Source organism: Mesorhizobium sp. M1B.F.Ca.ET.045.04.1.1, from assembly GCF_003952465.1.
GTDB classification, from domain to species: Bacteria; Pseudomonadota; Alphaproteobacteria; order Rhizobiales; family Rhizobiaceae; genus Mesorhizobium; species Mesorhizobium shonense.
This window is the reverse complement of record NZ_CP034448.1, coordinates 2,057,402-2,072,500: the sequence shown is the minus strand read 5'-3', so window position 1 is coordinate 2,072,500 and position 15,099 is coordinate 2,057,402. Positions and strand designations below refer to the sequence as shown.

General features: G+C 64.5%; 10 protein-coding genes (1 of these 10 running past the window's edge). 2 read left to right on the top strand and 8 right to left on the bottom strand.

What is annotated here, in order from left to right; all coding sequences use genetic code 11:
* On the top strand, window positions 1–1,709 hold the 3' portion of the coding sequence (locus EJ071_RS10125; RefSeq protein WP_126102528.1) for a M23 family metallopeptidase. Its footprint begins 271 nt before the window's first position; 1,709 of the gene's 1,980 nt are visible here — the last part of the coding sequence; the start codon falls outside the window, past its left edge; the stop codon is at window positions 1,707–1,709.
* A 56-nt stretch (window positions 1,710–1,765) separates the two neighbouring features.
* Here EJ071_RS10125 and EJ071_RS10120 read toward each other — a convergent pair whose 3' ends face one another.
* The gene (locus EJ071_RS10120; protein ID WP_126097741.1) at window positions 1,766–3,322 is read right to left on the bottom strand and encodes an MFS transporter; all 1,557 of its coding nucleotides are present in this window, start codon (window positions 3,320–3,322) and stop codon (window positions 1,766–1,768) included.
* Window positions 3,323–3,483: 161 nt separating this feature from the next.
* On the opposite strand from EJ071_RS10120, the gene EJ071_RS10115 reads away from it, so the two are divergent.
* The gene (locus EJ071_RS10115) at window positions 3,484–4,116 is read left to right on the top strand and encodes a TMEM175 family protein (protein WP_126097740.1); all 633 of its coding nucleotides are present in this window, start codon (window positions 3,484–3,486) and stop codon (window positions 4,114–4,116) included.
* On the opposite strand, the gene EJ071_RS10110 is transcribed toward EJ071_RS10115, so the two are convergent.
* The 7 genes from EJ071_RS10110 to ptsP all read right to left on the bottom strand — a co-directional run bounded on the left by EJ071_RS10110 (window position 4,090) and on the right by ptsP (window position 15,048).
* Window positions 4,090–5,625, bottom strand: a complete 1,536-nt coding sequence (locus EJ071_RS10110) for a L,D-transpeptidase family protein (protein ID WP_126097739.1) — start codon at window positions 5,623–5,625, stop codon at window positions 4,090–4,092. The genes EJ071_RS10115 and EJ071_RS10110 overlap by 27 nt on opposite strands.
* A gap of 142 nt (window positions 5,626–5,767) precedes the next feature.
* Window positions 5,768–6,127 carry an MmcQ/YjbR family DNA-binding protein gene (locus tag EJ071_RS10105; protein ID WP_126097738.1) on the bottom strand — a complete coding sequence of 120 codons (360 nt, stop codon included), beginning with the start codon at window positions 6,125–6,127 and terminating at the stop codon, window positions 5,768–5,770.
* Window positions 6,128–6,352: 225 nt separating this feature from the next.
* Window positions 6,353–8,959, bottom strand: coding sequence for an ATP-dependent chaperone ClpB (gene clpB, locus EJ071_RS10100; protein ID WP_126097737.1), 2,607 nt, complete (start codon window positions 8,957–8,959; stop codon window positions 6,353–6,355).
* Window positions 8,960–9,193: 234 nt separating this feature from the next.
* Complete coding sequence (locus EJ071_RS10095) at window positions 9,194–10,189, bottom strand: DUF4167 domain-containing protein (RefSeq protein ID WP_126097736.1); 996 nt, start codon at window positions 10,187–10,189, stop codon at window positions 9,194–9,196.
* A gap of 336 nt (window positions 10,190–10,525) precedes the next feature.
* Window positions 10,526–11,401: a peptide chain release factor N(5)-glutamine methyltransferase gene (gene prmC, locus EJ071_RS10090; RefSeq protein WP_126097735.1), complete on the bottom strand. Its 876-nt coding sequence runs from the start codon at window positions 11,399–11,401 to the stop codon at window positions 10,526–10,528.
* Window positions 11,402–11,490: 89 nt separating this feature from the next.
* Window positions 11,491–12,570, bottom strand: coding sequence for a peptide chain release factor 1 (prfA, locus tag EJ071_RS10085; RefSeq protein ID WP_126097734.1), 1,080 nt, complete (start codon window positions 12,568–12,570; stop codon window positions 11,491–11,493).
* A gap of 207 nt (window positions 12,571–12,777) precedes the next feature.
* Entirely contained in the window at window positions 12,778–15,048 is a 2,271-nt protein-coding gene (gene ptsP / locus EJ071_RS10080) for a phosphoenolpyruvate--protein phosphotransferase (RefSeq protein WP_126097733.1), read from the bottom strand.
* Between the last annotated feature and the right edge of the window lie 51 nt (window positions 15,049–15,099).

Genomic DNA, 15,099 nt, shown 5'->3' with positions numbered 1-15,099 from the left:
GGCTGGTCGCGCCGCGCCAGATCGCCAGGGCCAAGGACCGCCGGCGCATGGAAGTGTCGATGGTCACCAAGGTCGGCGACCGCGATGTTATCCACACTATGCCCTTCGTGCAGATCAAGATGGCGCTCGCGGCCGGCCACACCACCAACCGCCCCTACCCGCCCTTCGACCCGATGCAGGTCTTTGGCGACGACGGCGACGACAACGCCCAGCCGGCTTCCGCCGCCGCGGCCGCCGGCCAGATCTACGGCGCCAAGGTCGAAAGCGAGATGAGCCTGAAGACGGTCGATTTTCCGATCGAGACGGCGTCCTTCGACGAAAAGAGCGACCTCTCCGCCGACGAGGTGGAAAAGGTGGTGCGCGAGGCCGGCAACGGCTTGAGCGACGGCGCCGTCCAGGTGGCGGCGCTTCATTATGTCGACCCGCAGCGATTCGGCGACGCTTTCGCCGAGAGCATGGCCGGCTCCTACGACGTCAAGATCACGCCGGAGAACGTCTCGGTGTCGGCGCGCGCCACGCCGGACGATCAGGCGCCGGCCTTTGCCGAGGAAATCATCCCTTTCACCCAGGATACGGACATCGCCGAGGCCTTCGCCGACTCGGGCTACACCGGCGACGACGCCACCGGCATGGCTGAAGCGATCGGCAAGCTCTTGAACGCGACGGCGCTCAAGGCGGGAACGGTGCTGCGCGTCGGCCTCGAGCTGCGCGGCGACATCGCCAAGGTGGTCCGCACCAGCGTTTACGACCGCACCACCCATATCGTGACCATCGCGCTGGACGATCGCGGGCAGTTGGTGCCGGCTCAGGAGCCGGCGCCCAATCCCGAATTGCTGACGGCGTTCGACGATTCGCCGCCGGTGGTGGTGCGCGGCAACCTGCCCAATGTCTATGACGGCATCTATCGTGCCGCCTATTCCTACGGCATGTCGAAATCGATGACGCAGAAGCTGATCAAGCTTCTTGCCTCGGACGTCGATTTCCAGTCGCGGCTTTCGCCTTCCGATCGCCTGGAGGTGCTGTTCTCGCAGCCTGACGGCGACGACCAGACTTCCGACGATTCCGAGCTTCTCTACGTTTCGGCCAACTTCGGCGGACAGATGCGGAATTTCTACCGCTTCCAGATGCAGGACGGCAGCACCGACTATTTCGACGAGAACGGCAGCAGCGCCAAGCAGTTCCTGTTGCGCAACCCGCTGCCCAACGGGCGCTTCACCTCCGGCTTCGGCGCACGGCGGCACCCTATCCTCGGTTATGTCCGCATGCACACCGGCACCGACTGGGCCGCTCCGATAGGATCGCCGATCATTGCCGCCGGCAACGGCGTGGTCGAGAAGGCCGGCTGGGCCGGAGGCTACGGCAAGCAGATCATCCTCCGCCACGCCAATGGCTATGAAACCTCGTACAATCACCAGAGCGCCTTCGCCAAAGGCATCGAGCCTGGCGTCCATGTCCGGCAGGGCCAGGTCATCGGCTATCTCGGCCAGACCGGCCTCTCCACCGGCCCGCACCTTCACTACGAGCTGATCGTCAACGGCACCAAGGTCGATTCGATGCGCGTCCGCTTGCCGGTCGGCAAGGTGCTGAAGGGCGACGATCTCGTCGCCTTCAAAAAAGAGCGCGAGCGCATCGACGACCTGCTCAAGCAGGAAGACGGAAATTCGCTGAAGGTCGCCAGCGCCAAGACCGAATCGCAGCTTCCCAACTGAGCAATTCCAGGAAAAGTGTGCAGCGGTTTTCCGTCCGGAATTGCGAATAAACCACTCTAATCGCGCGAATCATTCGTTTGCTGCGGCCACGGCAGCGCCTGTCCAGGCACGGTGAACCAGGCGACGATCGACGACAGCAGGCAAAGCAGCGTCGTGACGGCGGCAACCGCGGCAAAAGCCGAATCGCTTGCCGAAATCCTCAATGCGTCGAGATCGGCAGCGAGCCCGGACGTGGGCGGTTCGCCGAAACCGGGCATGCCGGCGGAATTGCCGGTCAATCGCGCATAGACGAAAGCCGCGAGCGAACCCATTGCCGCCACCGCGATCAGCCCGCCGATGCGCGAAACGGCGTTGTTGATGCCCGACGCCGCGCCCGTGTCCTTGTCCTCGACGGAAGTCATGATCGCCGTCGACAGCGGCGACACCACCAGCGCCATGCCGAGACCCATCAGCGCCATCAGCGGAAAGATCCCGGTCCAGAAATTATGGATGCCGGCATGGGCGAGCAGCGCCATGCCGGCAAAGGCGATGGCGACCACAAAACTGCCGGCGGCGATCGGCAGGCGCGGGCCGATCTTGTCGGACCACTGGCCGACCGGCCCCGACAGCAGCGCGATCAACGCCGACAGCGGCAGGAAGATGAAGCCGACCTCGGCCGAGCTCAGTCCCCAGCCTGCGATCAGAACCATCGGCAGGTAGAACAGGTTCGCCGACAGCGCGAAATAGAGGAAGAAGGTCGCGAGATTGGCGCCGGCGAAAGCGCCGATGCGAAACAGGCCGAGATCGATCATCGGCTCGCGCTGCCAGCGCTCATAAAGGATGAAGACGAAAAGCAGGACCACGCCGGCGACGATCGCCGGCCCGGCCATCATCCCGCCTCCCTCGGCTTTCATTGCCGTCAATCCATAAGCCAGCGATCCGAAGGCCAGCGTGGCGAGCGCCGCGCCGCCAAGGTCGAGGCTGCGCTTTTCGGTCGGCTGGTCGGCCGGGATCTTGACGAGCAGCAGATAGATCGAAACCAGTCCGAGCGGCAGGTTGACGGCAAAGATCGCGCGCCAGACACCGTTGCCGAAGGTCGACAGCACGAAGCCGCCGAGCACCGGGCCGAGCGCCGTCGTCAGCGCCGAAGCAGCCGCCCAGATGCCGATCGCCCGGCCGCGCTCTTTCTTCGGGTAGGCCTTGGCGATGATGGCGAGGCTGCCCGGCACCATGATGGCGGCGCCGATGCCTTGGATGGCGCGGAAGCCGATCAGCACCGCCGGATTGGGCGCCAGCGCGCAGGCAAGCGAAGCGGCGATGAAGAGCGCGATGCCGGTCACGAATGCGCGCCGCAGTCCGAACCGGTCGCCGGCCGCACCCCCTGCCAGAATCAGCGCCGAAAGCGTCAGCGCGTAGGCGTTGGAGATCCACTGCGCTGCCGCCAGGCTGGCGCCGAGATCGACGCGCAGCGCCGGCATGGCGATCGCCAGGACCGAACCGTCGATGAAGCCGAGCGCCGAGGCCAGGATCGCCGCGACCAGCACGAACTTGCGCCGCGTCTGCGGGCAGAACGTGCCGTTCGCGCGCTGCGCGGTCGAAAGCGAATCGGCGGTAGCTTCGTTCGAGGATGACATGAAAACCTGCTTAGCTCTCCGGCCCATTCCCAACAACGAGCCAGAGGATTGCTGTTCTTGAAACCAGATTGCACTGGCCGCATGGCGAGGTGGTTGCCAGTCTTGATGCAAACCGACAGTTGCGTGCTAGGTTCCCACATTATGCGCAAAAGGGGGAAAGCATGAAGCGACCGCTCGAACCGTCAGCCGAAGGGCGCGGGCGCATCGTCGGCATAACCGACGGCGTCTTTGCCATCGCGCTCACCTTGATCGTGCTCGAGATCAGGGTGCCGTCGCATGAGGCGGTGCGCTCGGAAAGCGAACTGCTTGCGGCTGTCCTGGCTCTTGCGCCGCGCTTCCTGACCTATGCGCTGAGCTTCCTGACGCTGACCATCTTCTGGTTCGGCCAGCAGGCGCAGCACAGCCTGATCGCCAAATCGGACCGGCGACTGGCGACGCTCAATCTCAGCTTTCTCGCCTTTATCGCGCTGTTACCGTTTTCCACCGACTTGCTGGCCGATTTCCTCGAATTCCGGATCGCGGTGCTCGTCTACTGGCTGAACCTTCTGATGCTCGGCGCCACGCTGTTCGCCAGCTGGTGGTATGCCGACAGGAATGGCATGCTGGCACAGGACGTCGATGCGGAAACGAAGCGTGTCGTCTATCAGCGCATCGTCAAGGCACAGATCCTGTGGGCGATCGGCACGGCACTTTGCCTCATCACCCCGCTGGCGAGCATCGCCTTCATTTTGCTGGTGCAGCTGATCTATGCCGCCGCACTGCGCGGCTCATTGCTGCGTAAAATCATCGGTTGAGGTCCCGCCAACATCCGCGATCGTTGGTCCGCCGACGAATTCCACGGTGACGCCTGGCGACACCAGCTTGGCGAGTTCGCGCGCGTCCCAGTTGGTCAGACGCACGCAGCCATGGCTCTCGGTCTTGCCGATCTTGGAAGGATCGGGCGTCCCGTGGATGCCGTAGGTCGGCTTGTCGAGCGCAATCCAGACCGAGCCCACGGGACCGTTCGGCCCGGGCGGGATGGTCAGGATCTTGTCGTTCTGGCCTTGCTTGAAATTGATGTTGGGATTGTAGGTGTAGTTGGGGTCGAGCGCGATGCGCGACACGGTATGGATACCGGTAGGCGACGGCGTGTCAGCCGAGCCGATTGTGGCCGGATAGGCCGCGACCAGCTTGCCGCCCGCATCATAGGCGAAGACTTCCTTCTTGTCCTTGTCGGCGACGATGCGGGCAACCGGCGTCGACACCAGCCTGCCGAAATTGGCGACCTTGACGATCGTGCCGGGGCGGTTGAAGTCGAGCCCTTTGTTGATCGACTTCAGGTAGTTCTCGTCCATGTGGAAGCGCTCGGCGAGCGCCTCGGTGACCGAGGTGTAGCCCATGCGGTCGAGCTTGGCCTTCTGGCTGTAATCTTCCGGGATCGAAGCGACATAGGGACCGGCCGCGTCTTCGGGCGTGATCGTATAGGAAGCGAAGGCATCGCCGCCCGACTGGGCGAGCGCCGCCTTGATGCCGACTGCGTCGGTCGATTTCAGATTGCTGCCTGTGATCTGGTTATAGGCGGCCAAAGCCTTATCGACATTCGAGCCGAAACGGCCGTCGATGACACCCGGCGAGGCACCGCCGCGGTCGAGCAGCACCTGAAGTTCGGCCACGTCCTGGCGCACGCCGAGCGACAGCGACGGGTCGACGGTGGCCTTGCCGCCGGTGTCCGGCGGCAGCGCGGCCTGCGTCTCCGGATTGGTCTGCAGCACTTCGCCTTGGCCAGGCTGCGCCGGATCGATCGATGCCTCGTTCAGAGGCTGGCGCTTGATGGTGTCAGACTCGGGCACCTCCGGATAGGTGGTTGCATAGCCTTCATCATTGTTGGGCGCCGGCGGATAGGCATCGACAGAATTATCGTCGTATTCGTCGACCGGCGGCGGAATGACCCTGCCGTTTTCTTCCAGCTGCTTGCGGCGGAAGCGGGCCATGTCGTCGGGGTTGTCGAGATAGTAGCGGTCGTCGTCCTCGACCGGCGCGCGCCCGAGCTCCTGCATCCGCAGCTGGCGGCGCAGCGCCCGGCGGTCGAGCCTGCTCTGCGGCGGCTGAATGGCGATCACCTTGCCAGTGTCGGCGTCGACAAGCACCCGGTTGCCCCTGGCATCGTAGTAGATGTCGATGTTGCCGTCCTGGGCGAGCATGATCGCGCCGTGCTGCGCGTGCCTAACCGGCAACTGCGCGCCGTCCGGACTCGGCGCCGCGAGCGCGCCAGAAGAGACCAGCCCGGCCGCGAGTGCCGAAAGGGAAAAGATCGTGCGCAGCATGAGGGTCAGACTCTCCGGGCGACTTGGGTTTTGGCAGGCGACCCCTTCGCCAGCAAACCAGTTACCAAAATTAAGGTTCCAATATGAACCGGGCATGAAGATGGCGGATTTCCGGCGTTTCACCATGATCCCGAACCGAATGTCAGCCCAGGCCCAGTTCGCTGCGTGCCAGTCTCGTCAGCTTCAGCTTAACCAGGCGATGGCTTTCGCGCAGATAGTCCTTCAGCGCGGCATCATCCACGCTCTGGCTTGTCTGGCGCTGGATCCATTTCATGCCGCGCGAGGCAAGGTAAGGCGCGGGCCGGCAGCCCGGCTGTTCCTTCAGCACGTCAAAGGCCATGTCGGAGCATTTGAAGGTGACGAAGACTTGGCCCTCCCGGTCGTGCCCGCCGATCGCGAACACCTTGCCGCCGACCTTCCAGACGTGAGCGCCGCCCCACTGCACGACATGCGTCGCGGCAGGCAGCGAGGCGCAGAAGCCGTTATAGTCCTCGAGCTTCACGAATCGCCCCTTTCCGATAACTAAAGCATGTCTCCCGAAAGTGGGCCCGGTTTCGGGACGAAGACATGCTTAAAATCAAGAACCTAAAGCAGGCCGCGTGAATCCTTTTTCACGCGACCTGCTTTAGGATCGGTATCGGTTTTGCGATATGGCCCTGTCGAAAAGCAAGAGCGCGCGGCACCGATCCGGCGCCACGCGCTCCCGTTCATACGCTGGAGCTCGAATTCAGGCGGCGACTTCGGCCGCCACCACGGTCGGCTTCGAGCGGAAGTTCAGGCGATCGGAGCCGGCGGTGACCTTGACGGTCGAGCCGTCGAGGATTTCGCCGAGCAGGATCTTCTCCGCCAGCGGGTCCTGCAGTTCCTTCTGCATCACCCGCTTCAGCGGCCTCGCGCCATAGGCCGGATCGTAGCCCTTGGACGCCAGCCACTCGATCGCGTCGTGATCGAGCGACAGCTCGATCTTGCGGTCGACAAGCAGGTTCTCCAGGCGCTTGAGCTGTATCTCGACGATGCGGTCCATGTCCTGACGGCGCAGCCGATGGAACAGGATCACCTCGTCGACGCGGTTGAGGAACTCCGGCCGGAACGAGGCCCTTACCACGCTCATCACCTCGTCGCGCACGGCATCGACATCCTGGTCGTCGCGAAGATTGACGAGATATTCGGCGCCGAGGTTCGAGGTCATGATGATCAGCGTGTTGCGGAAGTCGACCGTGCGGCCCTGGCCGTCGGTCAGCCGGCCGTCGTCGAGCACCTGCAGGAGCACGTTGAACACGTCCGGATGCGCCTTCTCGATCTCGTCGAACAGCACGACCTGGTAGGGCCGGCGCCGCACCGCCTCGGTGAGCGCGCCGCCTTCCTCATAGCCGACATAGCCGGGAGGCGCGCCGATCAGCCGGGCAACGGAGTGCTTCTCCATGAACTCCGACATGTCGATGCGCACCAATGCGTTCTCGTCGTCGAACAGGAAGGCGGCGAGCGCCTTGGTGAGCTCCGTCTTGCCGACGCCGGTCGGGCCCAGGAACATGAACGAGCCGATGGGCCGGTTCGGATCCTGCAGACCCGCGCGGGCGCGCCGCACAGCTTTCGACACCGCCTGCACCGCCTCGCCCTGGCCGACGACGCGCTTGCCGATCTCGTCTTCCATGCGCAGCAGCTTCTCGCGCTGTCCCTCGAGCATCTTGTCGACCGGGATGCCGGTCCAGCGCGACACGACATGGGCGACGTGGTCGGGCGTGACCACCTCTTCCACCATACCGGCCTTGCCGTCCTGAGCCTCGGCTTCCTTGAGCTTCTTCTCCAGCTCCGGAATCTTGCCATAGGCAAGCTCGCCGGCGCGCTGGAATTCGCCCTTGCGCTGGGCAATCGCCAGCTCGTTGCGCATCTCGTCGAGCTGCTTCTTCAGGTCGGCGGCAAGCCCGAGCTTCTGCTTTTCGGCCTGCCACTTCGCGGTCAGCTCGGTCGACTGCTCCTCGAGGTCGGTGAGTTCCTTCTCCAGCTTCGCCAGCCGGTCCTTCGAGGCGTCGTCCTTCTCGACCTTCAGCGCCTCGCGCTCGATCTTGAGCTGCATGATGCGGCGGTCGATCTCGTCCAGCGCCTCGGGCTTGGAATCGACCTGCATCCTCAGCCGCGACGCGGCCTCGTCGACCAGGTCGATCGCCTTGTCCGGCAGGAACCGGTCGGCGATGTAGCGGTTGGAAAGCGTCGCGGCCGAAACCAGCGCCGAGTCGGAGATGCGCACCTTGTGATGCTGCTCGTACTTCTCCTTCAGGCCGCGCAGGATCGAGACGGTATCCTCGACCGTCGGCTCGTCGACGAAGACGGGCTGGAAGCGGCGGGCAAGCGCGGCGTCCTTCTCGACATGCTTGCGGTACTCGTCGAGCGTGGTCGCGCCTACGCAGTGCAGCTCGCCGCGCGCCAGCGCCGGCTTCAAAAGGTTCGATGCATCCATCGCGCCGTCCGCCTTGCCAGCGCCGACCAGCGTGTGCATCTCGTCGATGAACAGGATAATGTTGCCGTTGGTCGAGGTGACCTCGTTGAGCACGGCCTTCAGCCGCTCCTCGAACTCGCCGCGATATTTGGCGCCGGCAATCAGCGCGCCCATGTCGAGCGCCATCAGCTGCTTGTCCTTCAGCGATTCCGGCACGTCGCCATTGACGATGCGCAGCGCCAGGCCCTCGGCGATCGCCGTCTTGCCGACGCCGGGCTCGCCGATCAGCACAGGATTGTTCTTGGTGCGCCGCGACAGCACCTGGATAGTGCGGCGGATCTCGTCGTCGCGGCCGATGACCGGATCGAGCTTGCCCGAGCGGGCGTCGGCGGTGAGGTCGCGGGCGTATTTCTTCAGCGCGTCATAGCCCTGCTCGGCATTGGCCGAATCGGCGGTGCGGCCCTTGCGCACGTCGTTGATGACCTGGTTCAGCGCCTGCGCGGTGACGCCGGCCTTGGCCAGGATGTCGGCGGTCTTGGCCGACTTTTCCATCGCGAGCGCCTGCAGCAGCCGCTCGACGGTGACAAAACTGTCGCCGGCCTTCTTGGCCAGCTCCTCGGCGGTCGAGAACACCTTGGCGAGCGGCTGGGCGAGATAGAGCTGGCCGTTGCCACCTTCCACCTTGGGCATGGCTTCGAGCGCCGCCTCGACGCCGAGCTTGACGTCGCGGACACGACCGCCGGCGCGCTCGATCAAGGACGCGGCAAGGCCCTCGTCATCGTCGACGAGCACCTTCAGCATATGTTCGGGAGTGAATTGCTGGTGGTTGCGCGAGAGCGCCATGGTCTGCGCGGACTGGACGAAACCGCGCACGCGCTCCGAGTATTTCTCAAGATTCATATCTGTCTCCTTCCATCACCGGCCCGCTTTGCGGCACCGGATCAGATTGCGGTGACGGACCCGCCCATTCGAGCCGAGTCCTGTTCGGGCGAGATATGGTGCGGGGATGACAGGCTCTCAAGACGTCTGGATCTCGACCGCCGCATATTATTCCATGAGCGCGCAAACAAAAACGGCGGAGATTTCTCTCCGCCGTTCGAATGCTTGAAAATGGACTTGGATCAGTTGCCGGGATCAGTTGTTTGCGTCGGCGATCGCCGGTTCGCTGGCGCCACCCGCCGGTTCGCTGGCGACGCTCTCGCTCGGCGCCGCACTTGTCGTTTCGGCGGCAGTGGCGACCGCGTCGTTGCCGCTGTTCGCGGCGTTGCCGCCATCGGCGGGGCTGTCCGCGCGGTCGGCACTGCCTTGTTCGGCATTGCCCTGCTCGGCGCTATAGCCCTGCTCGGTATTGCCGCGTCCGCGGCGAGGACGTCTCTGCCGGCGCCCGCCGCCATTGTCCGCGACGGCTTCGTTGCGCTCGGCCTGGGCGGCAAGCGCTGCCGGCGAGAAACTGTCGAACGGCGCAGCCGCATCAGCCGCGGAGCCGGCTTCGGCGGAAGCCTCAGACTGCACCTGCGCCTCGTTGCGGCGGTTCTGGTCGAGCTGCTGGCTGCCATGTTCGCCGCGCTGGCCTCCATCACGCTGGCCCCCATCACGCTGACCATTGTCGCCGCGCTGGCCATTCTGACCGTACTGGCCATAGCCGCCATTGCGGCGGTCGCGGTGCCTGTCGCGGCCGTTGTTGTCGCGCCTGTTGTTATCGCGGCCGCTTTCCTGATTGAAGCCGAGCTCGGCCGGCGTGCCTTCGATCACCGGCTGCGGCCCGGAGCCGTTCGCCGCCTGCGCCTCGCCGGCATTGGTGTTGCCGGCATTTTCGAACTCGTCGCGATCCTCGTCGACGTCATCGTCAAAATCGTCGCGGTTCTGCTGGGCGTTCTGGATCGGCATTTGCGCCTGGGCGGCGGCAATGATGCGATTGTAGTGTTCGGCGTGCTGGAGGTAATTCTCCGCCATCACCCGGTCGCCGGAGCTTTGCGCGTCACGGGCGAGTGCGGCGTATTTTTCGGCGATCTGCTGAGCCGATCCGCGGATCTTCACGTCCGGACCGTTGCTCTCGTAGTTGCGCGTCAGGGGATTGGGTCCCTTGCGGTTGTTGTTGCCACCGCCGCCATTGTTGTTGCGACCGCGCATGCGCCTGTTCTGCTGTTGTGGCCTCATTCGACTCTCTTCATGTGAAATTTCAAAACTGTTCGCGAACGGTGGCGCTCATGCAGCCGCCCGTTTCGCTTTTTCACCGGCGTTCGCCCGCATCGATTGCGTTGGCGCCACGTGCCATCCTGTTCCGGTTACATCACTTGCCGGACGATTCCCGCACGAAGCATGGGCGTCGTTTGCGCAAGGAGGCAGCTATTTCCAAGGAAAACCGAATCGCTAAGAGCACTGCCTGCTTCGTCTCATCCGGTCAAGCCGGAACCTAGCTGCATTCCCTAATGTTGCCAAGCGTTTTTTCGCACTGCATCAGGGGTTTCAACGCTTAAACACCAGAACCCTGTCGTTTCCGCCAAGATCGCGCCGCGCTTCCGCCAGCCTGTAGCCGGCTGCCGCGAAGATTGCGGTGACCTCGTCTTTTTGCGTGTAGCCGATCTCGACCGCTACCTTGCCCTGTGCTTCCAGAAACCCTTCCGCCTCTCCGGCGATGATCCTGTAGGGGATCAGACCGTCCACACCGCCATCTAGGGCCCGGCGTGGATCGAAATCGCGGACCTCGTCCTGCAGATTTCCAATGTCTCGACTGGCTATATAGGGTGGGTTCGCGGCAATTACATGGTACCGGCCCGAAACTTTTTCGAACCAGTTGGAATTCAAGGCGTTGAAGCGCCCGCCGAGCCCCAGATCCTCGGCGTTTCGCGTGGCGGTTGCCAGCGCGCCGGGGGAAATATCGACGCCGGTCGCGGTCGCGGCGGGAACGGCGCTGAGCAGCGCCAGCGCGATGGCGCCGGTGCCGGTGCCGAGATCGAGGATACGGCATTCGCCGAGCCTCTCGGCCGTTGCCTTGGCGAAGGGCAGAACCGCGTCGACCAGCGTCTCGGTGTCCGGACGCGGCTCCAGCGTGTCCGGCGACAGCGACAGCCGCAGCCCGTAGAATTCGCGATAGCCGAGGATGCGGTGCACCGGCTCGCCTGCGACGCGACGTCTCAGGGCCGCCTCGATGGCCGCAAGCGCCGTAGAACCCACCACTCGGCCCGGTTCCGCGATGGCCTGGGCGCGTGTGGTTTCGGAAAAATGCTCGACGATCAGCCTGGAATCGAGCGCCGGATCCGCAACGCCGGCCGCAGCGAGCCGCGCCCTCACCGCGCGCAGCAGCGGGCCTAGAGCGGTGTGCAAATGGGTCGAGTGGGGCATCCCGCTCTATCCCTTTGTTTTAGCCGCATTTGTGCGACGCCAAGTGATTCCACTTGGCTGCAAAATGCTCAAGCGTGGCAGGCAGCACGTCAGCCATCAATGCCCATGTCGGCAAGCAGCTTTGACTGATGGTCGGCGATCAACGCATCGACCACCTCGTCGAGCTCGCCCATCATCACCCGGTCGAGCTTGTAGAGGGTGAGGTTGATGCGGTGATCGGTGACGCGGCCTTGCGGAAAATTATAGGTGCGGATGCGTTCCGACCGGTCGCCCGAGCCGACCTGCGACTTTCGCGACTCCGAGCGCTCTTCGTCGGCGCGGCTGCGTTCGAGGTCGTAAAGCCGTGCCCGCAGGATCTGCATCGCGCGCGCGCGGTTCTGGTGCTGCGACTTCTCCGCCTGCACCACCATGATGCCGGTCGGCAGATGGGTGATGCGTACCGCCGAATCGGTGGTGTTGACGTGCTGGCCGCCGGAACCGGAAGCGCGCATCGTATCGATGCGGATGTCCTCGGGCCGGATATCGATATCGACCTCCTCGGCCTCGGGCAGCACGGCGACCGTCGCCGCCGAGGTATGGATCCGCCCGCCGGCTTCGGTTTCCGGCACGCGCTGCACGCGGTGCACGCCGGATTCGAATTTGAGATGCGCGAAAACGCCCTTGCCCGACACCGAGGCGATGATTTCCTTGTAGCCGCCGACCTCGCCTTCGTTGGCCGAGACGACCTCGAAACGCCAGCCGCGCGAAGCGGAATAGCGCTCATACATGCGAAACAGATCGCCGGCGAACAAGGCCGCCTCGTCGCCGCCGGTGCCGGCGCGGATTTCGAGGATGGCGTTCCTGTCGTCGGCGGCGTCCTTGGGCAGGAGCAGGATCTGGATATCCTTCTGCAGCGCCTCGATGCGCCCTTCGACCTCGGGCAGGTCGGCCTCGGCCAGCGCCCGCATGTCGGCATCGGTGGCCTTGTCGGCGAGCATCGCTTCCAGATCGGCCTGTTCCTGCTCCGCGGCGCGCAGCGCCCTAATCTTGCCCACCATCTCCTGGATATCGGCATATTCCGAGGCCATCTTGACATAGGCATCGGCCGACGGCCCGGCCGACATCTGCGCTTCGAGCATGTCGAAACGCTTGACGACTTGATCCATTCGGTCGCGGGGCAGGTTGATCATGGTCTTGGAACTTCGATGGAATTCACGTCAGGGCGAGTCGAAAATGGCGAGTTTCGAGAACCGGAGCGGAATGTATATTTAGGTACATGAGCACCAGCCTACGCCGGCCATAGCCTTAATTTAACTGCCACGCCACTCATGAATGCTTCGGCCGGCGAAGGCCGGAAGCGCAAAAAATCGCCATTTGCAGACCGCCCTCACGTGAATCTAGAGAGGAATGGAGCGGTCGTCGGCAAAGGCTTGCAGCAGCGCCCGCATCGGCGTCCCTTGGGCCGGCGCCATCAGATTGTCTTTGAAGAAGGCTTCCAGCTCCCGCAGCGGCAGTTCCGTCAGCATCGCCTTGACCGGGCCGATCGAGGCCGGCGACATCGAGATCGAGCGGAAGCCGAGGCCGATCAGCGCCATCGCCGAGATCGGCTTGCCGGCCAGCTCGCCGCAAAGCGTCACCGGCGTATGGTTGCGCGCGCCGGCATCTGCGATCTGCTTCAGCACGCGCAGGAACGGCGCCGACAGCGTGTCGAACCGGTCGGCGAGCTGCGTGTTGCCGCGGTCGACCGCCATGATGAACTGGAAAAGGTCGTTGGAGCCGACCGAAACGAAATCGACCGCCTTCATCAGCTCGTCGAGCTGGAACAGCAGCGACGGTACTTCCAGCATCGCCCCAAGCTTGAGGCTGGTCGGCAGATGATGCGCGAAACGCGACAGATGCCGCACTTCGCGGTCGATGATCTCGCGCGCCTGCGCGATTTCCGACAGCTCGGTCACCATCGGCAGCATCAGCTTCAGCTCGCGGCCGCCGCAGGCCTTGAGCAGCGCGCGGATCTGGGTCCTGAGCAGGCCGGGACGGTCGAGCGTGAGGCGGATCGCCCGCCAGCCGAGCGCCGGGTTTTCCTCCTGCAGCGCGCCCTTGAAGTAGGGCAGCACCTTGTCGCCGCCGATATCGATGGTGCGGAAGGTGACCGGCTTGCCACGCGCGGCGTCGAGCACGTCGCGGTAGAGCCGTTCCTGCGCCTCGGCGCGCGGGAAGGTCGAGGCGACCATGAACTGCAATTCGGTACGGAACAGGCCGATGCCGGCAGCCCCCGACTCCGTAAGCTGCGGCAGGTCGACGGCGAGGCCCGCATTCATCAGGAGATCGACCTGGACCCCGTCCTTGGTCAGCGACGGCTTCTTGCGCAGCTCCCGGTAGACCTCCTGCCGCCGCGCCCGGAAGCGGACCTTTTCGGCATAGGCGGCCTCGAGGTCGGACTGCGGGCGAAGGTGGATGGTGCCTTCCTCGCCGTCGACGATGATGGCGTCGCCGTTTTCCGCCATCGAGACGGCGCCCTTGACCTGCCCGGCGACCGGGATGCCCATGGCGCGGGCGACGATGACGACATGGCTGGTCGCAGCACCATCCTCAAGCACCAGGCCGCGCAGCTTGTCGCGCGGGTAGTCTAGCAGTTCGGCCGCACCCATCGAGCGGGCGACGATGATGGCGTCCTTGGGCAGCGAGGCCGCGACGTCCTCCGGTCCGCGTCCCATCAGCTGGCGCAAGAGCCGGTTGGCGAGATCGTCGAAATCGCTCATCCGCTCGCGCAGGTAAGGGTCGGTCATGTGCAGCATGCGCGCGCGCATGTCGCTCTGCACCTTTTCCACCGCCGCTTCCGCCGTCAGGCCGTTACGGATCGCCTCTTCCAGCCGGCGCACCCAGCCGCGGTCGTTGGCGAACATCCGGTAGGCCTCGAGCACCTCGCGATGCTCGCCCTCGAAGGCGACGTCGCGGCGCTCCAGCATGTCGTCGATGGAAAGCCTCAGCGAGCCGAGCGAACGGTCGAGGCGGCGGACCTCCTCCTCGCTGTCTTCGTTGAACAGGTTGGTGACGACGATACGCGGCTCGTGCAGCACGACATGGCCTAGCCCGACGCCTTCGTTGAAGGAAAGCCCGGTGAAGCTTGCCGGGCGGCTGAGGTCGAGTTCGAGCCCCGGCCGGGTCAGCCGGGCGAGATCGCCGGTGGCGATCATCTCGGCGATCACCATCGCCGTCGTTTCCAGCGCCTCGACCTCGTCGTCGCGATAGTGGCGCATCGTCTTGTTCTGCACCACCAGGACGCCCAGCGTGCGCCCTGCCCTCAGCACCGGCACGCCTAGGAAGGAGTTGTAGATCTCCTCGCCCGTCTCCGGCAGGTAGGCGAAGGCCGGGTGCTCCTGGGCGTTGGAGAGATTGAGCGGCCGCGCACTGGCAGCAATCGTGCCGACCAGACCCTGGCCAAGCCGCAGCTGAGCGAGGTGGACGGCGTTGGGGTTGAGACCTTCGGTGGCGTAGAGCTCGAGCACCGAATCGGCGCGCAGCACATAAAGCGAGCACACCTCGGCGACCATGTTGGAGGCGATGTCGCGCACGATGCGGTCGAGCCGCTCCTGCGGCTCCAGCGGCTCCTGCATGAGCTCGCGGAGCCGTTTCAGCAGAACGCGCGGGCCACCGGCCATGTCACGCATCGCGGCTTCTTCTCCAATGGGCACTGTGCCCGCCGCAGTTTCTCTCGCGGC

Bases quoted from the DNA above. Each gene is read 5' to 3' on its own strand.
- clpB (WP_126097737.1), bottom strand. From the start codon at position 8,959: ATGAATCTTGAGAAATACTCGGAGCGCGTGCGCGGTTTCGTCCAGTCC.
- EJ071_RS10110 (WP_126097739.1), bottom strand. From the start codon at position 5,625: ATGCTGCGCACGATCTTTTCCCTTTCGGCACTCGCGGCCGGGCTGGTC.
- EJ071_RS10115 (WP_126097740.1), top strand. From the start codon at position 3,484: ATGAAGCGACCGCTCGAACCGTCAGCCGAAGGGCGCGGGCGCATCGTC.
- ptsP (WP_126097733.1), bottom strand. From the start codon at position 15,048: ATGCGTGACATGGCCGGTGGCCCGCGCGTTCTGCTGAAACGGCTCCGC.
- EJ071_RS10095 (WP_126097736.1), bottom strand. From the start codon at position 10,189: ATGCGCGGTCGCAACAACAATGGCGGCGGTGGCAACAACAACCGCAAG.
- prmC (WP_126097735.1), bottom strand. From the start codon at position 11,401: ATGCCCCACTCGACCCATTTGCACACCGCTCTAGGCCCGCTGCTGCGC.
- EJ071_RS10120 (WP_126097741.1), bottom strand. From the start codon at position 3,322: ATGTCATCCTCGAACGAAGCTACCGCCGATTCGCTTTCGACCGCGCAG.
- prfA (WP_126097734.1), bottom strand. From the start codon at position 12,570: ATGATCAACCTGCCCCGCGACCGAATGGATCAAGTCGTCAAGCGTTTC.